A 23,432-nucleotide genomic window follows, 5' to 3' on the forward strand; every position below is an offset into this window, starting at 1 on the left:
TTCCCACGCGCGGTGACGAGGGTGGGGGCTGGGCGAAGGGGGTCACGATGGGGGAACGTGATCGGGCGCTGGACTTCCTGGGCGGGGTGGTCCGGGACGCGCTGGACCTGGAGTTCACCGACGAGCTGCTGGAGCGCCGGACCAGGCTCGCCGCGCGCAGGCTGCGCCGCCTCGCCGAGCCGGACCTGCTCGGCGACCGGGAGGCCCGGCGGGTGCTGGGGCTCTACCACTGGCTGCGCGCCGAGGCCAGGCGCAGCCGCCGCGAGCTGCGCAAGGCCGTGGCGCTGCTGCTGCCGGTGGCGCGCGACGCCCCGGAGACGCTGCCCCCGTCGGTGCTGGACCTGCTGGCGCGCCTGGGGGTGCCGCGCAGGCGGCCGGTGCGCAGGCCCGCGCCGCCGCCGCTGTCCGGGCCGGTGGCGAACGCGCGCGACCAGGCCGGGACGTTCGCCGCCGAGAGCGCCGCGCTGCTGGAGGCGTTCACCGCGTCCGGCAGCGGGCAGACCCTGCAGAAGGCGGTCGAGCTGTCCAGGGCGGCGCTGGCGTCCACCCCGCGCGAGGACCCCCGGCGGGCGGTGATCGCGACCGCGCACAGCACCGCGCTGCGGATGCTGCACGCGGCCACCGGCGACCCGGCGCTGCTGCGGGAGGCCGCGGGCGCGGCGCGGGCGGGGGTCGCCTCGGCCGGGGACGCGGCCGAGTCGGCGCGGGCGCTGACCGCCCTGCACGCCGCGCTGGGCGCCCTGTTCGAGGCGACCGGCGACCTGACGCCGCTGCGCGAGTCGGCGCGGGCGGCGCGCTCGGCGCTGGAGGTGGCGCCCGAGGGGCCGGACCGGGTGGCGGCGCTGGCGGGCGCGGCCGAGCGGCAGCGGGTGCTGGCGGAGCTGACCGGGGACGTCGACGCGCTGGCGGAGGCCGAGGGGAACGCGCGGGCGGCGCTGGAGCTGGGGGCGGCGGACGACCCGGACCTGCTGGCGGGGCTGGCGGACGCGCTGCGGGCGCGGTTCGCGGCGACCGGTGACCTGGAGGCGCTGCGCGAGGCGGTCGACCTGGACCACGACGCGGTGGCGTCGACCCCGGACGGGCACGTGCGGCTGCCCGGACGGATGATCAACTACGTGACGTCGCGGCGGCTGCTGGCGGTGCGCACCGGCGACCCGGAGCTGCTGCGGGCGGCCACCGACGACGGGCGGCTCGCGGCCGAGCGGGCGCCCGACCACCTGCAGCGCGGGGTCGCGCTGGCGCAGGCGGGAAGCGCTCTCATGGTGCTCGCGGACTGGAGCGGGGACACCGCGCTGCTGCGCGAGGCGGCGGCGCTGTGCCGGGAGTCGGCGCGGGTCGCGCCCGAGCGGCACCGGGCCGAGTCGTGGGCGCTGCTGTGCGCGGCGCTGACCGGGCTGCACGAGCGCACCGGAGACGCGCGGGCGCTCGGCGAGGCGGTCGCGGCCGGGCGGGAGGCGGTGGCGGCCACCCCGGAGTGGCACGTGCGGCACACCTCGCGCGCGGGGGCGCTGGCGGTGGCGCTGGACCGGGTGCACGCGCTGCCCGAGGACGAGCGGGTGGTGGCGCAGGCGGTGTCGGGGGCCGGGGGCGCCCTGGCTGTCGGTGGCGGTGCGGTGGGTGCCGGTGCGGTGGGTGCTGGGGCGGCGGGCGACGGGCTCGGGCGGGCGTGGGTGCTGTCGGCGTTGGGGGGCGCCAGGTTCGCGGACTTCCAGCGCAGCGGCGACCGGGTGGCGCTGGAGGAGTCCGTCGACTCGCTGCGCCGGGCGCTGGCGGAACCGGCGGACGAGCTGTCGGCGGCCCGCTCGCGGTACCGGTTCGGCGTGGCGGCGCTGGCGCTCGCCGCCCGCGCGGACGTGCCGGAGCTGCTCGTGGAGGCGCTGGAAGCCCTGGAGGACACCGGGGGCGCGGCCCCGCCGACCCGGTTCGCGGCAGCGGTGGTGGCGGCCGGGGCGCGGGTCGCGCTGGGGCAGTCGGAGCGGGCGCTGGAGCTGGTGGAGGGGGCCGTGGGGCAGCTGCCGCTGCTGGCCGCGCTGGACCTGGCCCGCGAGGACGCGACGGCGCAGGCGGTGGGGCACGGGGGTTTCGCGGCGGTCGCCGGGGCGGCGGCGCTGGCGTGCGGACGGCCGGAGCGGGCCGTGGAGCTGGTGGAGCTGGTCGGGGACGCGCTGGTGGGCGCGGAGGCGCCGCCGGTGGTGCCGGGGCCCGTGGCGCACGTCTTCTGCGGGCCGACCGGCGGGCGGGCGCTGCTGGCGCGGCCGGGGCGGGCGGTGGTGGCGCTGGTGCTGCCGGGGTTGGCGCACGCGGAGCTGGTGGCGCGCGGGGAGCAGCTGGCGGCGGCGGTGGAGGGGGAGGACACCGAGTCGCAGCGGGCGGCGGAGGCGGTGCTGGCGTGGCTGTGGACGGCGGTGGCGCGGCCGGTGCTGGACGCGCTCGGGCCGCACGGGCGCGAGCTGCCCCGGTTGTGGTGGCGGCCGGTGGGCGGGCTGGCGCGGCTGCCGCTGCACGCGGCGGGGGTGCCGGGCGGGGAGTCGGCGCTGGACCGGGTGGTGTCGTCGTACGTGCCCGCCGGGAGGGCCGGGGGCGCGGAGTGGGCGGTGGGGGCGCTGTGGCCGGTGGACGCGGTGGTGGCCACCGAGGTGGTGGAGTCGGCGCACCGGGCGGCGGCGGTGGCGGGTGGTCCGGCTGCGGGCGGTTCCGGCGGTCCGGGGCCGGGCGCGGCGAGCGGGGCGGCGGCGCGGGCGCTGCACGCGGTGGTGCGCGAGCACCGCGCGGCCCAACCGGACCTGCCGCTGCGGTGGGCGGGGCACGTGCACACGGGGTGGTGAGGGGGGCGCTGTCGGGCGCGGCGGGCGCGCGGGGAGGCGCTGCGGGCGCCGGTGGCCGGGGGACCCCGAAGCGAAGCGCTTTCCGGGAGCGGCTGACCGGGTGTTTGCTCTGGGGTGAGACGGGGAAGGCGCGCCCGGTGACCTGGAATCCGACTCCGCACCGTGACGATCACGCTTCCGGGGACGTCCGACGGCCGCGCGGCGGCGGTGCGCTACCCCGACCCGGTGATCTTCGGGCGGGTGTTCCGGGCGGGTCGCGTCCCGACTGGAAGCGCAGGTCCGGGGGCTCGTCGGTGAGTGGGGCACCCGGCGTTCGGCCAAGCCACCCAGGGACTCACTCGTTGGAGTTAGCCCTTCCACAGAGGTGCCGGACGGGCATGAGCCGAGAGTAGCCGGCTTCCCGAACGGAGGTCGGTTTATCCCCACCCCCGCTGTGGTCGTAGAGCCATGTCGCCCGCCCCCGAGCGCTTCTAGCGTGGGAGGCGTCCACAGGGAGGGTTCATGGTTTCGACTGTCTCGGGCGCCCGGCTTCCGGTCGCCACCGGTGTGGTCCGCGCCGCGCTGAAGACGGGCGCGCTGGTCCGCCTGTCCCAGGTCACCAAGCAGTTCGGCGACGAGGTCGTGCTGCGCGGGGCCGAGCTGCGGGTGCGTCCCGGCGAGCTGGTCGGCGTCGCCGGCGCGCGGGGGGCGGGCAAGACCGTGCTCGCGTCCGTCGCCGCCGCGCTGCTGCCCCCGGACGAGGGGCGGGTCAGCCTGTTCGGGCGCGACCCCTGGGAGGACTGCGGCCTCGCCAGGTCCGGCGTCGGGCTGGTGCCCGACCGGGTGCCCGTGGCCGACCGGCTCTCCTGCTTCGACGTCCTGGTCTGCTGCGCGCTCCGCTCCGGGGCCTCGCGGGGCGAGGCCGAGCGGGAGGCGGGCGTGCTGCTGGCCGCCTGCGAGCTCGGCGACGTCGCCCACGTGCAGGCCGCCGAGTGCACGACCGGGCAGCAGGTCCTGCTGCGGCTCGCCGCCGCCCTGCTCGGCGGACGGGCGCTGCTGGTGCTGGACGACCCCTTCACCGGGGTCGACGGCTGGGAGTCCGAGGTGGTCCGCGCGGTCCTGCGCGAGTTCGCCGCCGCCGGTGGCGGGGTGCTGTGCGCCGCGCGCGACCGGGCGGCGCTGGAGGACTGGTGCGACACCCACCTCGCACTGCGGTCCGGGAGCCTGAGCGCTGCTCCCAGGGCCTTCCGCTGACGCTCCGGCGTCACTGATCGGGGAGACGAGTGCACGTGCGACTGGCCAATCCGGTGGTAACGAAGGTGGACCCCGAGGGCAGGCTCCTGCTGGCCGTGCCCGCGACCGGGGCGTCGTTCCTGTTCGCGGCCGAGGAGACGGGGATGTGGATCGAGCTGTGGCGGCACGGCGGCGACGTCGAGCGGGCGGCCGACGGGCTCGCCCAGCGGTGGGACGTCGCGCCCTCGGCGACGCTGGCCGACCTGCGCCGGTGGGCCGCCCACCTGTGCTCGGTGGGGCTGGCGAAAGTGGACTGAGGCGCGTGGACCGAGGCGCGCGGGCCCGAGCGGACCCACGCGGTGGGCCCGGCGCGCGCGGGCCGGAGCGGTGGGCGAGCGGCGCGCCCGAGGTGGCGCGCCACCCCCGCGCCCTAGCGGTGCCGGTCCAGCCGCTCGGCGAGCAGGGCGTGCACGGCGCCCGCGTGCTCGGCCAGGTAGAAGTGCCCGCCGGTGAAGACCTCCAGCGCGAAACCCGCCGAGGTGTGCCGCTCCCAGGCGCGCGCCTCGGCCAGGTCCACCTTCGGGTCCGCGTCGCCGACCAGCGCCGTGATCGGCAGGTCCAGCACCGGGACCCCGTCGCAGGTGTAGGTCTCCACGGCCTTGTAGTCGGCGCGCAGCGCGGGCAGGGCCGCGCGCAGCACCTCGTCGTCGATCAGCCGGAAGTCGGTGCCGCCCAACGACACCAGCTCCGCCAGGAGCACCGCGTCGTCGCGCAGGTGCAGCGACTCGCCCCGGTGCGTCTGCGGCGACCGCCTGCCCGAGGCGAACAGCTCCACCGGCGGCGCGCCCCGCTCCTGCAGCCTGAGGGCCACCTCGAACGCCACCGTCGCGCCCATGCTGTGCCCGAACAGGGCCACCGGGCGGTCGACCAGCGGCAGCAGCTCCTCGGTGATCCGCTCCGCCAGCGCGGGGATCGACTCCAGCGGGCGCTCGGCCCTGCGGTCCTGGCGGCCGGGGTACTGCACGGTCAGCACGTCGGTGGCCGGGGCGTGCGCGCGGGCCGCGGACAGGAAGTAGGTCGCGGAACCACCCGCGTGCGGGAAGCAGACCAGGCGCACGGGCGCGTCCTCGGTCCGCTGGAACCGGCGCAACCACAGGCCGCTCGTGGTGGGCGCGCTCGCGCGGGACGCGCTGGACGGCGACGAGCCGGACGGGGCCGCGCCCCGGTCCGCGCTGCGCCGCCCGGTCAGGGGGCTTCGGGTCGCTGGCACGGGCACTCCTCGGCTGTGGGGCGGCGGGGTCGTCCGGTCGGCCTCGGCCCACCGGGCGGGTCCGGCCGGGAGCGGGCGACCGGGTGTCCGGTCGGGCGCGTCCCACCCGAACCGCTCGGCGTGCGCGGGCGACCGGGCGTGTCCGGTCGAGCGCGTCCCACCCGGACTCGGCCCGGTCCACCGGGATCGTTCGGGCAGGGGTGGTTCGGCCGGGGTTCGTTCGGCCGGGTGGTGATCCGGCCGATCGAGGTGCCCCTGAAGCTCCCCGCGCCGCGCCCCCGCGACAACCCCTAGCGCACCCTTGCCGCACCCCAGAGACCGCACCCCAGGGCTCGCACCCCGGAGCCCGCCGCGCCCCGGAGCAGGCTCCCGCCCCCTCCTACTCGGAGCCCGCCGCGGCGCCCCCTGGCTGGGCCAGCGGGTCGTCCTCCGGGGCGAGCTGCACGTCGAAGCGCTCGAAGACGGCGCGCACGGCGGTGATGAGGTCCCCCGACTCGGGCACCGCCTCCGGGTCCAGCAGGCTCTGCACGGTCAGCCCGGTCATCACCGCCAGCAGGAACGAGCCCGCCGCGAGGCGGGTGCGCTCCTCCGCGCCCGTGCCCGCCAGGGTCAGCTGCCCCAGCGACGGGCGGGCGCGCCGGTAGGCGGACGCCAGCATCTCCCGCAGCTCGGGCATCCGCTCCGCCAGCGAGAACGCCTCGATGCCCGCCACCCACAGCGGCCGGTGCGTGGTGAAGGACTTCAGCACGCCCGCCCACATGGTCTCCAGCCTGCCCGCGACCGTCAGGTCCGAGCCGACCTCCGCCATGACCCGGTCCAGCTCGTTGCCCCACTCCTGGAACGCCGAGACCAGCGCGGCGCTGAGCAGGGCCTCCTTGGAGCCGAAGTGGTATCCGATCGACGCCAGGTTCGTGTTCGACGCCGCGACGATGTCGCGCGCCGTCGTGTTCGAGTAACCGCGTTCGTACAGGCACTTCTTCGCCCCGTCGAGGAGCTGGTCACGGTGGCCCACCTCATGATCCTACCCGACCACGAGTGATCATTCATACGATCGTCATATACAAGCGTATAGATCCCGGTGTAGCGTTGCGACCATGACTCCTGGCCCACGTGCGGGCAAGCGCGAGTGGTGGGGGCTGGCCGTCCTCGTCCTCGTCACCCTCATCATCAGCATGGACATGACCGTGCTGTCCTACGCGCTGCCCTTCATCAGCGTCGAGTTAGGCCCGTCCAGCAGCCAACTCCTGTGGATCACGGACATCTACGCGTTCGTCCTCGCCGGACTGCTGATCCCCATGGGCACCCTCGGCGACCGGATCGGCAGGCGCAAGCTGCTGATCGTCGGAGCCGTCGCGTTCGGAGTGGCCTCGGCGCTGTCCGCCTACGCCAGCTCCCCGGAGCTGCTCATCGGCACCCGCGCCCTCATGGGCGTCGCGGGCGCGACCCTCATGCCCTCCACGATGTCGTTGATCCGCACCATGTTCCAGGACGCCCAGCAGCGCCGCGCCGCGATCGGCCTGTGGGCCACCGGCTTCTCCGCCGGTGGCGCGCTCGGCCTGCTGCTCGGCGGCGTGCTGCTCCAGAGCTTCCACTGGGGCACGGTCTTCCTGGTCAACGTCCCCATCATGCTGGTGCTCGTCATCGCGGCCCCGCTGCTGCTGCCCGAGTACCGCAACCCCGGCGCGGGCAGGTTCGACCTCCTCAGCTCCGCGCTGCTGTTCGCCGCCGTGCTCCCGGTCATCTGGGGCATCAAGGAGCTCGCGGAGCGCGGGGCAGGCTGGCAGCCCTTCGCGGGCATCGCGCTCGGCCTGGTGCTGCTGCCGGTGTTCCTGGTGCGCCAGAACAAGACCGACGACCCGATGCTCGACGTGAGCCTGTTCCGCAAGGCCGCGTTCTCGGCGGCGCTGGCCACCAACGTGCTCGCCAACTTCGCCATGATCGGCTTCATGTTCTTCACCAGCCAGTACCTCCAGCTGGTGCTCGGGCTGGAACCGTTCGAGGCCGGGCTGTGGTCGCTGCCGCAGGCGTTCACCGGCGCGCTCGGCGCGGCCCTGTTCGCCCCGGTCCTCGTCGCGAAGCTGCGCTACTCGCGGGTGGTCGCGCTCGGCCTGCTGCTGGGCGTCGGCGGTTCCGTCGTGATGTCGCAGGTGCGGGTGGAGGACGGGCTCGCGCAGGCCGTCGTCGGCCAGTCGCTCAGCGCCATGGGCCTGGCGATGGTGCTGACCCTGACCGCGGAGCTGGTCGTCACCACCGCGCCGCAGGAGCGCGCGGGCGCCGCGTCCGGGCTGTCCGAGACGGGCAGCCAGTTCGGCGGCGCGCTCGGCGTCGCGGTGCTCGGCAGCCTCGGCGCGTTCGTCTACCGCTCCGAGCTCACCGAGCTGAGCCCGGCCGGGGTGTCCCCGGACGTGCTGACCACCGCCAAGGAGACGCTCGGCTCGGCCGTGGAGGTCGCCGCCGCGCTGCCCGCCGCCACCGGCGACGCGCTGGGCCTGGCCGCCAGGACCGCGTTCACCCACGAGGTGCAGGTCTCGGCCTGGTCGGTGGCCGGGGTGCTGCTGCTCACCACCTTCGTCGCCGCGGCCCTGCTGGCCAAGGTCCCCCGCCCCGGCCCCGCGCCCGACGCCGCCGTGGAGGCGGCGACCGAGGCCGCCGCCGACGCCACCCCCGAGGTCGATCCCGACGGCGACGCCGGGACCCCTGTCGCAGGGGGGAGCGCCGAGGAGGGGGCCGACGCCGCGAAGCGGGCCGGGACCGCCGGGGAGGCCGCCGCCGAGAGCGCGGGCGAGGCCCCTGGGAAGAGCGCCGGGAAGACCCCTGGGAAGCCCTCCGCGCACCCCGCGGCCGATCCCGCCCACGACGCCCCGCAGCCCGCCCCGGAGCTCCCGGCCGCCCTGGTCAGCCCGGTGAAGGACGACGAGGGCTCGCTCGTCACCTGACCCTCCCCACCGCCGTCAACCCGATCCCGGTCGCACCCCTGGTGTGGCCGGGATCCTGTCGTTCCACGGGCCCGCAGGGGGTGCCCGGAGGGGTGCGCGGAGGGGTGTCCGGAGGGGTGCGCAGGGGTCCCCGCACGACCCCCGGTGGACCAAACCCCGCTAGGGGGAAGCTAAGGGCGGGCTAGGGGTTGGCCGTCCTGTCCGGCCTTTCGTAGCGTCATCGTGGAAAGCGGTTCGCGCAATAGCGGGCCGAGGTGCCGTGCGTGCCGGTCGGGATCGGTCAATGCTTTCCGGGAGCAATTCCCGGTGCTGACCCCTGCCCTGTGACGTGCGGCGCGAAGCGGAGAAACGACAGCCGGGACGATTCCCGGCCGCCGTGTCGGAATGGTCAGAACGCGAAGCGGGAACTGTCCTGGAGGCGTGCGTGGAAAACGAGGCAAAGCTCCTGGGCTACCTGAAGCGGGCCACCGCCGACCTGCGCGAGGCGCGGCGCAGGCTCCGCGAGGTGGAGCGCAGGGAGAACGACCCGATCGCCCTCGTCGGCATCGGCTGCCGGTTCCCCGGCGGGGTCACCGGACCCGACCGGTTGTGGGACCTGGTGGCGGGCGGCGTGGACGCGGTCTCCTCGTTCCCCACCGACCGGGGCTGGGAGCTGGACTCGCTCTACGACCCCGACCCGGACAAGCGCGGCCACAGCTACGCCATGGCGGGCGGGTTCCTGCACGACGCCGCCGACTTCGACGCCGCGTTCTTCGGCATCTCCCCGCGCGAGGCCACCGCGATGGACCCGCAGCAGCGCCTGCTGCTGGAGACCGCGTGGGAGGCGTTCGAGCACGCGGGCATCGACCCCACCGCGCTCAAGGGCAGCCGCACCGGCGTCTACGCGGGCCTGATGTACCACGAGTACACCTCGCGCCTGACCACCGTGCCCGAGGAGTTCGAGGGCTTCATCGGCAACGGCAACGCGGGCAGCGTGTTCACCGGCCGCGTCGCCTACGCGCTCGGGCTGGAGGGCCCGGCGGTCACCGTGGACACCGCGTGCTCCTCGTCGCTGGTGGCGATCCACCTGGCCGTGCAGGCGCTGCGCCGCGACGAGTGCTCGCTCGCGCTCGCCGGTGGCGTGACCGTGATGCCCTCGCCCGAGACGTTCGTGGACTTCTCCCGCCAGCGCGGCCTCGCCCCCGACGGGCGCTGCAAGCCGTTCTCCGACGACGCCGACGGCACCGGCTGGTCCGAGGGCGCGGGCGTGCTCGTGCTGGAGCGGCTGTCCGACGCCCGCCGCAACGGCCACCGGGTGCTCGCCGTCGTGCGCGGCACCGCCGTCAACCAGGACGGCGCGTCCAGCGGCCTGACCGCCCCCAACGGCCCCTCGCAGCAGCGCGTCATCCGCGCCGCGCTGGCCAACGCCGGGCTGTCCGCCGAGCACGTGGACGTCGTGGAGGCGCACGGCACCGGCACCTCCCTCGGCGACCCGATCGAGGCGCAGGCCGTGCTCGCCACCTACGGCCAGGACCGCGAGCACCCCCTGCTGCTCGGGTCGATCAAGTCGAACCTCGGCCACACCCAGGCCGCCGCCGGCGTCGCGGGCGTCATCAAGGTGGTGATGGCCATGCGGCACGGCACCGTGCCCAGGACGCTGCACGTGAGCGCCCCCACCACGCACGTGGACTGGACCGCCGGGTCGGTCCGGCTGCCGCTGGAGGCCACGCCGTGGCCGGAGACCGGCCGTCCGCGCCGCGCGGGCGTGTCCTCGTTCGGCATCAGCGGCACCAACTCGCACGTCGTGCTGGAGCAGGCCCCCGCGCCGGTCGCGGAGACCGCCGCCGACCCCGCCGAGGCGGGCGCCGAGGCCGAGCTGCCGCGCGTGGAGACCGACGTCGTGCCGTGGGTGCTGTCCGCCCGCACGCCCGAGGCGCTGGCGGCCCAGGTCCGCAGGCTCCGCGGCGCCGTGCAAGGGCTCGACCCGGTCGACGTGTCCTTCTCGCTGGCCACCACCCGCGCCCACCTGGAGCACCGCTTCGCCGTCGTCGGCCGCACCGCCGAGGACCTCGCCGCCGCCCTCGTCGAGGGCGCGCCGGGCTCGGTGCGCGGCGTCGCGGACAAGGGCCGCACCGCGTTCCTGTTCACCGGCCAGGGCTCCCAGCGGGTCGGCATGGGCCGCGAGCTGCGCGCGGCGTTCCCGGTGTTCCGCGAGGCGTTCGACGCCGCGTGCGCGCTGCTGGACCGCGAGCTGGAGGTCTCGCTGGCGGACGTGGTGCTCGGCGAGGACCAGGAGGTCCTGGACCGCACCGGTTTCAGCCAGCCCGCGCTGTTCGCGTTCGAGGTCGCGCTGTTCCGGTTGCTCCAGTCCTGGGGCGTCACCCCGGACTTCGTCGCCGGGCACTCCATCGGCGAGATCGCCGCGGCGCACGTCGCGGGCGTGTTCTCCCTGGAGGACGCCTGCGCGCTGGTCGTGGCGCGCGGCCGGTTGATGCAGGCGCTGCCGCCCGGCGGCGCGATGCTCGCCGTCGAGGCCACCGAGGCGGAGGTCCTGCCCCTGCTGACCGACCAGGTCGGCCTGGCCGCCGTCAACGGCCCCACCGCCGTGGTCGTCTCCGGGGCCGAGGCCGCCGTCGACCAGGTCGCCGCCGCGCTGGACGGCAGGCGCACCAAGCGGTTGCGCGTCTCGCACGCCTTCCACTCGCCGCTCATGGAGCCGATGCTGGAGGAGTTCCGCCGCATCGCCGACAAGGTCTCCTTCCACGAGCCCCTCATCCCGTTCGCCTCCACCTCGACCGGCGGCCCGGCCACCGACGCCGTCGCCACCACCGAGTACTGGGTCTCCCACGTCCGCGACACCGTGCGCTTCCACGCCTGCCTGGAGCACCTGGCCGGGCACGGCGTCACCCGGTTCGTGGAGGTCGGCCCGGACGGCGTGCTCACCGGCATGGTCGAGCGCGGCGCGGCCGTCGCCACCCAGCGCCGGGGCCGCGACGAGGTCGTCGCCCTCACCACCGGCCTCGCCGCCGCGTTCGCGCACGGCGTCGACGTGGACTGGGCGGCCTTCCACGCCGGGCGCGGCGGGCAGCGCGTCGACCTGCCCACCTACGCGTTCCAGCGCAAGCGCTACTGGCTGGAGTCCGACGGCCCGTCCGGCGACGCCACCTCGTTCGGCCTGCAGGGCGGGGAGCACCCGCTGCTGACGGCGGTCGTGGAGACCCCCGCCAGCGACGGCGTCGTGCTCACCGGCAGGCTCTCCGCGAGCACCCACGCCTGGCTGGCCGACCACGCCGTGCACGGCACCCCGATCGTCCCCGGCACCGGCCTGGTCGAGCTGGCCGTCCGCGCGGGCGACCAGGTCGGCTGCGACCTGGTGGAGGAGCTGACCCTCGAAGCGCCGCTGCCGCTGCCCGAGACCGGCGCGCTGGCGCTGCGGGTCACCGCCGACGCCCCCGACGAGCACGGCCGCCGCACCCTGGCGATCCACTCGCGCCCCGAGGGCGCCCAGCCCGGCGAGGAGTGGACCCGGCACGCCTCCGGCCTGCTCGGCACCGCCCGCGACAGCGCGCCCGAGCAGCTGACCGCGTGGCCGCCGGAGGGCGCGGAAGCCGTTGACCTGGAAGGGTTCTACCCGCGCCTGGCGGACAACGGCTACGGCTACGGCGAGGTCTTCCGGGGCCTGCGCGCGCTGTGGCGGCGGGCGGACGGCGAGCTGTTCGCCCACGCCGTGCTGCCCGAGACCGCGCACGCCGACGCCGCCCGCTTCGGCCTGCACCCGGCCCTGCTCGACGCCGCGCTGCACGCCAACCTCGCGGACGGCTCCGAGGAGCGCACCCCGCTCCCGTTCGCCTGGAACGGCGTCACCCTGCACGCGCAGGGCGCCACCGAGCTGCGCGTCCACATCACCCAGACCGGCCCCGACCAGCTCTCCGTGGCGGTCGCGGACGGCCAGGGCGCGCCGGTCGCCACCATCGCGCAGCTCGTCGTGCGCCCGGTCTCCGCCGAGCAGCTCGGCGGCACCGCCGGTCGCGGCTACCACGAGTCGCTGTTCCGGCTGCGCTGGACGCCCGCCAGGGCAGGCGCGGTGCCGGTGCCGACCGCCGAGGACTGGGCCGTGCTGGGGCAGTGGCCCACCACCACCGCGACCGCGCACGCCGACCTGGCCGCGCTGCGCGCCCACCTGGACGGCGGGGCCCCGCCGCCGGAGGTCGTGCTCGCCCCGATCGCGCCCGCGAGCGACCCCACCGACGTCCCCGCCGAGGTCCGCGAGTCCACCCACGCCGCGCTCGCGCTGCTCACCGATTGGCTCGCCGACGACCGCCTCACCGGCTCGCACCTGGTGGTGCTGACCCGCGCGGCCGTCCCCGCCGACCCGACCCGCGCCCCCCTGTGGGGCCTGCTGCGCGCCGCGCAGGCGGAGAACCCCGGCCGCTTCACCGTCGTCGACGTCGAACCCGGCTCCGAGGACCTGCTGCCCGCCGCCATCGGCACCGGCGAGCCCGAGCTGGCCCTGCACGACGGCAAGGTCCTGGTGCCGCGCCTGCACCGCGCCGTGCTGCCCGAGACCACCGCCTCCACCTGGCGGCCGGACGGCACCGTCCTGATCACCGGCGGCACCGGCGGCCTCGGCGGCCTCCTGGCCCGCCACCTGGTCACCGAGCACGGCGTCACCCACCTGCTGCTCACCAGCCGCCGGGGCCTCGGCGCGCCCGGCGCGGCCGAGCTCAAGGCCGAGCTGGAGAACCGGGGCGCGCAGGTCGCCATCGCCGCCTGCGACGCCTCCGACGCCGACGCGCTCACCGCGCTGCTCGCCGCGGTCCCGGCCGAGCACCCGCTCACCGCCGTCGTGCACGCCGCGGGCGTCGTCGACAACGCCCTCCTCGCCGACCTGGCCCCCGAGCAGGTCGACGCGGTGCTGCGCGCCAAGGTCGACTCGGCCTGGAACCTGCACCGGCTCACCGAGGGCCTGGCCGCGTTCGTGCTCATCTCCTCCTCGGCGGCCGTGGTCGCGGGCGCCGGGCAGGCCAACTACGCCGCCGCCAACGCGTTCCTGGACGCCCTGGCCGAGCACCGCCGCGCCCACGACCTGCCCGCGACCTCGCTCGCGTTCGGCCTGTGGGCGGGCAGCGGCATGGGCGCCGACCTGGACGACGCGGACCTGCGCCGCATGGAGCGGCTCGGGATGCCCGCGCTGCCGCCCGCCGAGGGCCTCGCCCTGTTCGACGCCGCGCTCGCCACCGGTGAGGCCGCGCTCGTGCCGATGCGGGTGGACCTGATGGCGCTGCGGGCCCGCGTGGACGACCTGCCCGCCGTGCTGCGCGGCCTGGTCCGGGTCCCGGCCCGGCGCGCCGCCCTCACCGCGTCCGGCGCGGACGCCCGACCGCTGGCCGACCGCCTCGCCGGGCTGCCCGCCGTCGAGCGCGAGCAGCTCCTGCTCGACCTGGTGCGCGCCCACGCCGCCTCCGTCCTCGGCCACGCCGGGGTCGAGGAGGTCACGCCCACCAGGGCGTTCAAGGAACTGGGCTTCGACTCGCTGGCCGCCGTCGAGCTGCGCAACCTCCTCGGCGCGGCCACCGGGCTGCGGCTGCCCGCCACCGCGGTCTTCGACCACCCCTCGCCGCAGGCGCTCGCCCGCGAGCTGCTGGGCCAGCTCGTCGTGGAGGAGGACCACGCGCGGTCCGTCCTCGCCGAGGCCGACCGGCTGGAGGCCGCGCTCGCCTCGGTCGCCGACGAGGACGCGGCCAGGGTCACCGCCCGCCTGGAGGCGCTGCTGCGCACCTGGCACGACGCGCGCGGCCGAACCGAGGACGCGGGGCACGACCTCGGCGAGGCCACCGACGAGGAGCTGTTCGCGGTGCTCGACAACGAACTCGGCATCTCCTGACCTCGGTCACCGGTCCCGACGGCGCTTGAAGATGGGTGGAACACCGATGGCGAACGACGACAGGCTCCGCGACTACCTCAAGCGGGCCACCACCGACCTCCAGCAGGCGAGGCGGCGGGTGCGCGAGCTGGAGGACCGTGACCGGGAGCCCATCGCGATCGTGTCGATGGCCTGCCGCTACCCCGGCGGGGTCCGCTCGCCCGAGGACCTGTGGGACCTCGTCGCGAACGGCGTCGACGCGATCTCCGGGTTCCCGGTCGACCGGGGCTGGGACGTGGAGGGCATCTACGACCCCGAGCCGGGCAAGCCGGGCAAGACCTGCACCCGCGAGGGCGGCTTCCTGCACGACGCCGCCGAGTTCGACCCGCTGTTCTTCGGGATGAGCCCGCGCGACGCCGTCGAGACCGACCCGCAGCAGCGGCTGCTGCTGGAGACCACCTGGGAGGCGTTCGAGCGCGCGGGCATCGACCCGGCCACCCTCAAGGGCACCGCCACCGGCGTGTTCACCGGCGTCATGCACCACGACTACCCGGACAGCACCACCTCGGGCAGCGTCGTGTCCGGCCGCGTCGCCTACACCTTCGGCCTCGAAGGCCCCGCCGTCACCATCGACACCGCCTGCTCCTCGTCGTCGGTGGCCGTGCACCTGGCCGCGCGGGCGCTGCGGTCGGGGGAGTGCTCGCTGGCGCTGGCGGGCGGCGTCGCGGTGATGGCCACGCCGCAGCTGTTCGTGGAGTTCTCCAAGCAGCGCGCGCTGTCCCCCGAGGGCCGCTGCCGCTCGTTCGGCCAGGGCGCGAACGGCGCCGCCTGGTCCGAGGGCGCGGGCGTGCTCGTGCTGGAGCGGCTCTCCGACGCGCGCCGCAACGGGCACCCGGTGCTGGCGCTGGTGCGCGGCTCCGCGATCAACCAGGACGGCGCGTCCAACGGGCTCACCGCGCCCAACGGCCCGGCGCAGCAGCGGGTCATCCGCGCCGCGCTGGCCGACGCCGAGCTGTCCGCCGCGCAGGTCGACCTGGTGGAGGCGCACGGCACCGGCACGGTCCTGGGCGACCCGATCGAGGCGCAGGCGCTCATCGCCACCTACGGGCAGGACCGCACCGAGCCGCTGTGGCTGGGCTCGGTCAAGTCCAACATCGGCCACCCGCAGGCCGCCGCGGGCATCGCCGGGCTGATCAAGGTCGTCATGGCGGTGCGGCACGGCCTCATGCCGCGCACCCTGCACGCCGAGGAGCGCACCGACCAGGTCGACTGGAGCGCGGGCGCGGTGGAGCTGCTGACGCAGGCCCGGCCGTGGCCGGAGACCGGCGGTCGGCCGCGCCGCGCGGGCGTGTCCTCGTTCGGCATCAGCGGCACCAACGCGCACACCATCGTCGAGCAGGCCCCCGAGCCCGAGCCGGTGGCGCAGGAGAGCGACCCGGTCCGGTTCCCGGTGCGGCTGTGGCCGGTGTCCGGGCGCGGTGCGACCGACCTCGCCGCCCAGGCCGACCGGCTCGCCTCGTTCGTCGCCGAGGGGGACGCGGACGGGCTGGACCTGGCGCTGTCCCTGGGGACCACGCGCGCCGCGCTGGAGCACCGGGCCGTCGTGGTCGGCTCGACCCGCGAGGACCTGGTGGCCGGGCTGCGCTCGATCGCCGCCGGGACCCCGCTGCCGTCCGTGGAGTCCGGGGTCGCGAGCAGCGGCCTGTCCGCGTTCCTGTTCACCGGGCAGGGTTCCCAGCGGGCGGGGATGGGGCGCGGGCTGCGCGAGGTGTTCCCGGTGTTCCGCGAGTCCTTCGACGGCGCCTGCGCGCTGTTCGACCCGCTGCTGGACCGGCCGCTGGCCGAGGTCGTGCTGGGTGACGACCAGGAGTTGTTGGACCGCACGGGGTACAGCCAGCCGGCGATCTTCGCGTTCGAGGTGGCGCTGTTCCGGTTGCTGGAGTCCTGGGGCGTGAAGCCGGACTTCCTGGCCGGGCACTCGATCGGTGAGATCGCGGCGGCGCACGTGGCCGGGGTGTTCTCGCTGGTGGACGCGTGCAAGCTGGTCGCCGCGCGCGGGAAGCTGATGCAGGCGCTGCCGTCCGGTGGCGCGATGCTCGCCGTCGAGGCGACGGAGGAGGAAGTCCTCCCGCTGCTGGACGAGCGGGTCAGCATCGCCGCCGTCAACGGCCCCACCTCCGTCGTCGTCTCCGGGGCCGAGGAGTCGGTCGACCGGATCGCCGCCGCGCTGGAAGGCCGTCGCACCAAGCGGTTGCGCGTCTCGCACGCCTTCCACTCGCCGCTGATGGAGCCGATGCTGGCGGAGTTCCGCGCGGTCGCGGCCACCCTCGCCTACCACGCGCCGAGCACCCCGCTGGTGTCCACCGTGACCGGCGAGTCCGCCACCGCGGGCGACCTCGACTCGGCCGACTACTGGGTGCGGCACGTCCGCGCCGCCGTGCGCTTCCACGCCGGGGTCGCGTTCCTGGAGTCCCGCGGTGTCACCAGGTTCCTGGAGGTCGGCCCGGACGGCGTGCTCACCGGCATGGCCCGCGCCTTCCTGAACCCGGAGACCACCGCGCTCGCCGCCACCCAGCGCCGCGACCGCGAGGAGGTCGCCGCGCTCGCCGCCGCCGTCGCGCGGGCGCACGCCCACGGCCACGCCGTCGACTGGGCCGCCGCGCACCCCGGCGGCAGGCGCGTCGACCTGCCCACCCACGTCTTCCAGGTCCAGCGCTACTGGCTGGAGCCCACCGAGGCGGCCACCGCCCCCGTCGAGCGCGCCGACGAGGAGTTCTGGCGCGCCGTCGACAACGCGGAGCTGGCCGAACTGCTCGGGGCCGACCCCGACGACGTCGACCGCGTCCTGCCCGCGCTGGCAGGCTGGCGGGCGCGCGGCAACGAGCGCGCCGTCGCCGACTCGTGGCGCTACCGCGTGACCTGGCGGCCGGTGAACCAGCCGCCCGCGCTGCGCCTGTCCGGCGCCTGGCTGCTCGTCGCCCCCGAGGGTGACCCGCTGGCCGCCTCCGCAGCCGAGCGGCTCACCGCGCGCGGCGCGTCCGCCGTGCTGCTCGACCCGGCGGGCCACGACCGGGCCGCGCTCGCCGCCGAGCTGCGCGGGGCCGAGGTCGAGGGCGTGCTGGCGCTCGTCGCGCTGGACGACACCCCGCACGCCGAGCACCCGACGATCAGCCGGGGCGTCGAGCGCGCCATCACCCTGGTGCAGGCGCTCGGCGACGCGGGCGTCACCGCCCCCACCTGGCTGCTCACCAGGGGCGCGGTCGCCGTCGACCCGTTCGAGGAGCTGACCTCCACCGCCCAGTCCGCCGTCTGGGGCCTGGCCGGGGCGCTGGGCCTCGACCACCCGCTCACCTGGGGCGGCGTCGTGGACCTGCCCGCCGAGGTGGACAGCGCCGCGCTCGACCGCCTGGTCGACGTGCTCGCGCACCGCACCGAGGACCAGGTCGCGCTGCGCCCGGCGGGCGTGCTGGCCCGCAGGCTGGTGCGCGCCCCGCTCACCGGCGCCCCCGCCCGCGACTGGGCCCCGCGCGGCCCGGTCCTGATCACCGGCGGCACCGGCGGCGTCGGCGCGCACGTGGCGCGCTGGCTGGTCGGGCGCGGCGCCAGGGACCTCGTGCTGGTCAGCCGCCGAGGCCCGGACGCGCCCGGCGCGCGGGAACTCGCGGCCGAGCTGGACGCGCTGGGCGCCACCACCACCCTGGTGGCCTGCGACGTGGCCGACCGCGCCGAGGTCGCCGCACTGGTCGACGGCTTGCCGGAAGGCCCGCTCACCGTCGTGCACGCGGCGGGCGCCCTGCCCGACGAGGCGCACCTGGGCGACACCGCGCTCGCCGACTTCGTGGCCACCGGCCGCGCCAAGGTCGCGGGCGCCCACCACCTCGACGAGCTGCTCGACGGCCGCGAGCTGGACGCGTTCGTGCTCTTCTCCTCCGGCGCCGCCGTGTGGGGCTCCGCGGGCCAGTCCGGCTACGCGGCGGCCAACGCCCGCCTCGACGCCCTCGCCCACCGCCGCCACCACCGGGGCGCGCCGGTCACCTCGATCGCCTGGGGCACCTGGGGCGGCGGCGGCATGGTCGACGAGGAGGCCCTCGGCGAGGCGCTGCGCCTGCACGGCATCCCGCCCATGGACCCGCGCCTGGCCTCGGCCGCGCTCGGCCGCGCCCTGGACCACGACGAGCACCACCTGGTCGTCGCCGACCTCGACTGGTCGCGCTTCGCCCCCACCTACTCCGCCGCCAGGCCCCGGCCGCTGCTGCACGCGCTGCCCGAGGTCCGCGAGATCCTCGCGCTGGACGGCGGGACCGAGCCGACCCCGGCGGGGTCCGAACTGGCCGGACGGCTGGCCGCGCTGCCCGAGTCCGAGCAGCACCGCGCACTGGCGGACCTCGTCAGAACCCACGTGGCCGCCGTCCTCGCCTACCCGGACCCCTCCGGGGTCGATCCCGGCCGGGCCTTCAAGGACCTCGGCTTCGACTCGCTGACCGCCGTCGAGCTGCGCGACCGGCTCGGCGCGGCGACCGGGGTGCGGCTGCCCGCCACCCTGGTGTTCGACCACCCCACCCCGGTCTCGCTGGCCGCGTTCCTGCGCGCCGAGCTGGTGGGCGCCCGCGACGCCGACGAGGCCGAGACCGCGCCCGTCGCGGTGGACGACGACCCCATCGCGATCGTGTCGATGGCCTGCCGCTACCCCGGCGACGTCCGCACCCCCGAGCAGCTGTGGGACCTCGTCGCGAACGGCGTGGACGCGATCTCCCCGTTCCCGACCGACCGGGGCTGGGACTCGGCCGCGCTCTACGACGCCGACCCCGACCGGCCCGGCACCAGCTACGTCCACGAGGGCGGGTTCGTGCACGACGCGGGCTCGTTCGACGCCGCGTTCTTCGGCGTCTCCCCGCGCGAGGCGCTGGCCATGGACCCGCAGCAGCGGGTGCTGCTGGAGCTGACCTGGGAGGCCGTCGAGCGCGCCGGGGTGGACCCGAAGTCGTTGCGCGGCAAGCGGGTCGGCGTGTTCGCGGGCACCGGCGGCCAGGACTACGCGGACCTGCTCGACCACGCGCCCGAGGAGGTGGAGGCGTTCCTGGCCACCGCGACCTCGGCCGCCGTGCTCTCCGGCCGGGTGTCCTACGCCTTCGGCTTCGAGGGCCCCTCGGTGTCGGTGGACACCGCCTGCTCCTCGTCGCTGGTCGCGATCCACCTGGCGGCGCAGGCGCTGCGGTCGGGGGAGTGCTCCCTGGCGCTCGCGGGCGGCGTGCTGGTGATGGCCACCCCGACCCCGTTCATCGCGTTCTCCCGCCAGCGCGGCCTGGCCCCCGACGGGCGCTGCAAGCCGTTCTCCGACAGCGCGGACGGCACCGGCTGGTCCGAGGGCGCGGGCGTGCTCGTGCTGGAGCGGCTCTCCGACGCGCGCCGCAACGGGCACCCGGTGCTGGCGCTGGTGCGCGGCACGGCGGTCAACCAGGACGGCGCGTCCAACGGCCTGACCGCCCCGAACGGCCCCGCCCAGCAGCGGGTCATCCGCAGCGCGCTCGCGGCGGCCGGGCTCACCCCCGCCGACGTGGACGCGGTGGAGGGCCACGGCACCGGCACCTCCCTCGGCGACCCGATCGAGGCGCAGGCCGTCCTCAAGACCTACGGGCAGGACCGCACCGAGCCGCTGTGGCTGGGCTCGATCAAGTCCAACATCGGGCACGCGCAGGCCGCGTCCGGCGTCGCGGGCGTCATCAAGTCCGTGCTGGCGCTGCGCAACGGCCTGCTGCCCCGCACCCTGCACATCACCGAGCCGTCCACGCACGTGGACTGGTCCGAGGGCAACGTCCGGCTGCTGGCCGAGGAGCGGCCGTGGCCCGCCCGCGAGAGGCCGCGCCGCATCGGCGTGTCCTCGTTCGGCGTCAGCGGCACCAACGCGCACACCATCCTGGAGGAGGCGCCCGCCGCCGAGGACGCGCCCGCCGAGCCGGTCCGGGTGCGCACCGACGTGGTGGCGTGGCCGATCAGCGCCAGGGGTGAGGACGCGCTGGCCGCGCAGGCCGCGCGGCTGGTCGCGGAGGTGGCCGACCTGGCGCCCGCCGACGTCGCCCTGTCGCTGGGCGGCACGCGCGCCGCGCTGGAGCAGCGGGCCGTGGTCGTCGGCGCGAGCGCCGAGGAGCTGCTGGCCGGGGCGCGCGCCGTCGCGTCCGGGCAGGCCGCGCCGAACGCGGTGACCGGCAGCGCCGGGTCCGGGCTGACCGCGTTCCTGTTCACCGGGCAGGGCTCGCAGCGCCCTGGCATGGGGCGCGGGCTGCGGGAGGCGTTCCCGGTGTTCCGGGAGGCGTTCGACGCGGCGTGCGAGCTGCTGGACCGGGAGCTGGACCGGCCGCTGGCCGAGGTGGTCCTCGGCGAGGACCGGGAGCTGCTGGACCGCACCGGGTACAGCCAGCCGGCGATCTTCGCGTTCGAGGTGGCGCTGTACCGGCTGCTGGAGTCGTGGGGGGTGCGCGCGGACCACCTGAGCGGGCACTCGATCGGCGAGATCGCGGCGGCGCACGTGGCCGGGGTGTTCTCGCTGGAGGACGCGTGCAGGCTGGTCGCCGCGCGCGGCCGGTTGATGCAGGCGCTGCCGCCCGGCGGCGCGATGCTGGCGGTGGAGGCCACCGAGGAGGAGGTGCTGCCGCTGCTGACCGACCGGGTCGGCATCGCCTCGGTCAACAGCCTCACCTCGCTCGTCGTCTCCGGAGCCGAGGACGCGGTCGGCCAGGTCGCCGCCGCGCTGGACGGCAGGCGCACCAAGCGGTTGCGCGTCTCGCACGCCTTCCACTCGCCGCTGATGGAGCCCATGCTGGCCGAGTTCCGGACCGTCCTGGCCGGGATCGCCTTCAGCGCGCCCACCATCCCCGTGGTCTCCAACCTCGCCGAGTCCGCCGACCTCACCGACCCCGAGCACTGGGCGCTGCACGTCCGCGAGGCCGTGCGGTTCCACGACGGCGTCACCGCGCTCACCGAGCAGGGCGTCACCCGGTTCCTGGAGATCGGCCCGGACGGCGTGCTCACCGGCCTGGTCGGCGGCGCGGGCGCGATCGCCGCGCAGCGCCGCGACCGGGACGAGGTGCTCACCCTCACCACCGCCGTCGGCAGGGTCTTCGCCCTCGGCGGCGAGGTGGACTGGACCGCGTTCCACGCCGGGCGCGGCGCCCGCCGCGTCGACCTGCCCACCTACGCCTTCCAGCGCGAGCGCTACTGGATCGACGCCCCCGAGCAGGCGCCCGTCGCCGTCGCCGACGACCGGGACGCGCGGTTCTGGGCCGCCGTCGAGTCCGGCGGGCTCGACTCGCTGGCCCGCGACCTCGCGGTGGACGCCGCCGCGCTGGGCGAGGTGCTGCCCGCGCTGTCGGCCTGGCGCGGGAAGATCCGCGACGAGTCCACGGTGGACTCCTGGCGCTACCGGGTCGAGTGGCGCTCGCTCGCCGAGGAGGTCCCGGCGGTCGAGGGCACCTGGCTGCTGGTCGGCCCGGACGACGAGCGGGTCGACGCCGTCGCGGACGCGCTCGACGCGCGCGGCGCGCGGGTGGTCCAGATCGACGTCGCCGAGGCCGACCGCGCCCACGTCGCGGACCGGGTCCGCGCCGCCCTCGGCGGTCAGGCGCCGGACGGCGTGCTGTCCCTGCTGGGCCTGGACGAGCGCCCGCACCCGCTGTCCCCGTCGCTCTCGCTGGGCGTCGCCGCCTCGGTGACCCTGGTGCAGGGCCTGGACGACGCGGGCGTCACCGCGCCGGTCTGGTTCGGCACCTCCGGCGCCGTCGCCGTCGACCGGTTCGACCGGCCCGGCGGGCTGCGCCAGACCGCGCTGTGGGGCGTCGGCACCGTGCTGGGCCTGGACCGGCCGCGCACCTGGGGCGGCGTCGTGGACCTGCCCGCCGAGCTGGACCAGCTCACCGACGCGCGGGTGCTCGACCGGCTCGCGGGTGTGCTCTCCGGCGCGGGGGAGGACCAGGTCGCGGTGCGCCGCTCCGGGGTCTTCGGCCGCCGCCTGGTGCGCGCCCCCGGCGGGGAGAGCGCCACCCGGTGGGCCCCGCGCGGCACGGTCCTGGTGACCGGCGGCACCGGCGGCGTCGGCGCGCACCTGGCGCGCTGGCTCGTCGAGACCGGCGCGCAGCGGGTCGTGCTGGCCAGCCGCCGGGGCCCGGACGCGCCCGGCGCGGCCGAGCTGTGCGCGGAGCTGGGCGGCAAGGTGGAGGTCGTGGCGCTCGACGTGGCCGACCGCGACGACGTGGCCGCGCTGGTGAAGTCCCTGCCGGACCTCACCTCCGTGTTCCACGCGGCGGGCGTGCTGCGCGAGGAGTCCGGTGTGGACGGTGCGACGATCGCCGACCTCGCCGACATCGCGCACGCCAAGGTGGTGGGCGCCCTGCACCTGGACGAGCTGCTCGACGGCCACGAGCTGGACGCGTTCGTGGTCTTCTCCTCCGGCGCCGCGGTCTGGGGCTCCGGCGGCCAGATCGGTTACGCCGCGGCCAACTCCGTGGTCGACGGCGTGGTCCGGCACCGCCGGGCGCGCGGCCTCACCGGAACCTCGGTGGCCTGGGGCTCCTGGGGCGGCGGCGGCATGGCCTCCTCCGGCCACGCCGAGACCCTGCTCTCCCGCCTGGGCCTCGGCCTGATGGACCCGCTGCTGGCCGTGTCCGCCCTGCAGGGCGCGCTCGACCGCGACGAGGCCCACCTGGTCGTCACCGAGGTGGACTGGGCCAAGTTCGCCCCCGCCTACGCGCTGGCCCGCCCCCGCCCGCTCATCGACACCGTCCCCGAGGCGCGCGCCGCGCTCACCCCGGACGAGAGCGCCACCGCGGCGACCTCGGCCGACCCGAGCGAGATCACCGCCAGGCTCGCCGGGCTGACCGAGGCCGACCAGCTCACCGCGCTGCTCGACCTGGTGCGGGCCAAGGTCGCCCTGGTCCTCGGGCACGCCGACGCGGACTCGGTGCGCCCCGAGCGGTCCTTCAGCGAATCCGGGTTCGACTCGCTCACCGCCGTCGAGCTGCGCGACGCGCTCGCGGGCGAGACCGGGCTCAAGCTGCCCGCGACCCTGGTGTTCGACCACCCCAACCCCATCGCCCTCGCCGAGCTGCTGCGCGGCGAGCTGGCCCCCACCGCCGGGAACCCGGTGCTCGACGGCGTCGCCCGCCTGGAGGCCGCGTTCGCCGACGGCGTGGACGAGCTGGTGCGCGCCGAGGCGGTCGAGCGGCTGCGCGCGCTGATCACCCCCGCCGGGCAGGCCGACGACGTGGCCGGGCTGATCGAGGACGGCAGCGACGACGACCTGTTCCGCTTCATCGACAACAAGCTCGGCAACTCGTGAACGGTGGTTCGATGTCCTC

Annotated in this window: 7 protein-coding genes and 1 pseudogene; 6 read left to right on the forward strand and 2 right to left on the reverse strand. The window is 76.5% G+C overall.

Going from position 1 to position 23,432, the window contains the following annotated elements; all coding sequences use genetic code 11:
* Positions 1 to 47 precede the first annotated feature (47 nt).
* The 3 genes from CNX65_RS35310 (at position 48) to CNX65_RS13555 (ending at position 4,354) form a co-directional block, all read left to right on the forward strand.
* Positions 48 to 2,825, forward strand: coding sequence for a hypothetical protein (locus tag CNX65_RS35310; protein ID WP_157767628.1), 2,778 nt, complete (start codon positions 48 to 50; stop codon positions 2,823 to 2,825).
* A 501-nt stretch (positions 2,826 to 3,326) separates the two neighbouring features.
* A complete protein-coding gene (locus tag CNX65_RS13550) occupies positions 3,327 to 4,058 on the forward strand; it encodes an ATP-binding cassette domain-containing protein (protein ID WP_096493106.1) in 732 nt (243 codons plus the stop codon).
* Between the two features lie 29 nt (positions 4,059 to 4,087).
* Positions 4,088 to 4,354: a hypothetical protein gene (locus CNX65_RS13555; protein WP_157767629.1), complete on the forward strand. Its 267-nt coding sequence runs from the start codon at positions 4,088 to 4,090 to the stop codon at positions 4,352 to 4,354.
* A 113-nt stretch (positions 4,355 to 4,467) separates the two neighbouring features.
* Here the strand turns inward: CNX65_RS13555 and CNX65_RS13560 are convergent, their stop codons facing one another.
* The gene (locus CNX65_RS13560; RefSeq protein ID WP_096493107.1) at positions 4,468 to 5,307 is read right to left on the reverse strand and encodes a thioesterase II family protein; all 840 of its coding nucleotides are present in this window, start codon (positions 5,305 to 5,307) and stop codon (positions 4,468 to 4,470) included.
* Positions 5,308 to 5,686: 379 nt separating this feature from the next.
* Positions 5,687 to 6,319 carry a TetR/AcrR family transcriptional regulator gene (locus CNX65_RS13565; protein WP_096493108.1) on the reverse strand — a complete coding sequence of 211 codons (633 nt, stop codon included), beginning with the start codon at positions 6,317 to 6,319 and terminating at the stop codon, positions 5,687 to 5,689.
* 82 nt (positions 6,320 to 6,401) lie between these two features.
* Here CNX65_RS13565 and CNX65_RS13570 point away from each other — a divergent pair.
* The 3 genes and pseudogenes from CNX65_RS13570 to CNX65_RS13580 all read left to right on the forward strand — a co-directional run.
* A pseudogene (locus CNX65_RS13570) lies at positions 6,402 to 7,922 on the forward strand (MFS transporter); the annotation flags it as partial.
* Between the two features lie 745 nt (positions 7,923 to 8,667).
* The gene (locus CNX65_RS13575) at positions 8,668 to 14,106 is read left to right on the forward strand and encodes a type I polyketide synthase (protein WP_096493110.1); all 5,439 of its coding nucleotides are present in this window, start codon (positions 8,668 to 8,670) and stop codon (positions 14,104 to 14,106) included.
* Between the two features lie 46 nt (positions 14,107 to 14,152).
* On the forward strand, positions 14,153 to 23,413 hold the full coding sequence (locus tag CNX65_RS13580; protein WP_096493111.1) for a type I polyketide synthase: 9,261 nt from the start codon (positions 14,153 to 14,155) through the stop codon (positions 23,411 to 23,413).
* Positions 23,414 to 23,432 lie beyond the last annotated feature (19 nt).

The sequence above is a fragment of the Actinosynnema pretiosum genome (assembly GCF_002354875.1).
GTDB lineage: Bacteria > Actinomycetota > Actinomycetes > Mycobacteriales > Pseudonocardiaceae > Actinosynnema > Actinosynnema auranticum.

What these genes read in the sequence shown, in the direction of transcription:
- CNX65_RS35310 (WP_157767628.1), top strand. Translation starts at nt 48, where the DNA reads ATGGGGGAACGTGATCGGGCGCTGGACTTCCTGGGCGGGGTGGTCCGG.
- CNX65_RS13550 (WP_096493106.1), top strand. Translation starts at nt 3,327, where the DNA reads ATGGTTTCGACTGTCTCGGGCGCCCGGCTTCCGGTCGCCACCGGTGTG.
- CNX65_RS13580 (WP_096493111.1), top strand. Translation starts at nt 14,153, where the DNA reads ATGGCGAACGACGACAGGCTCCGCGACTACCTCAAGCGGGCCACCACC.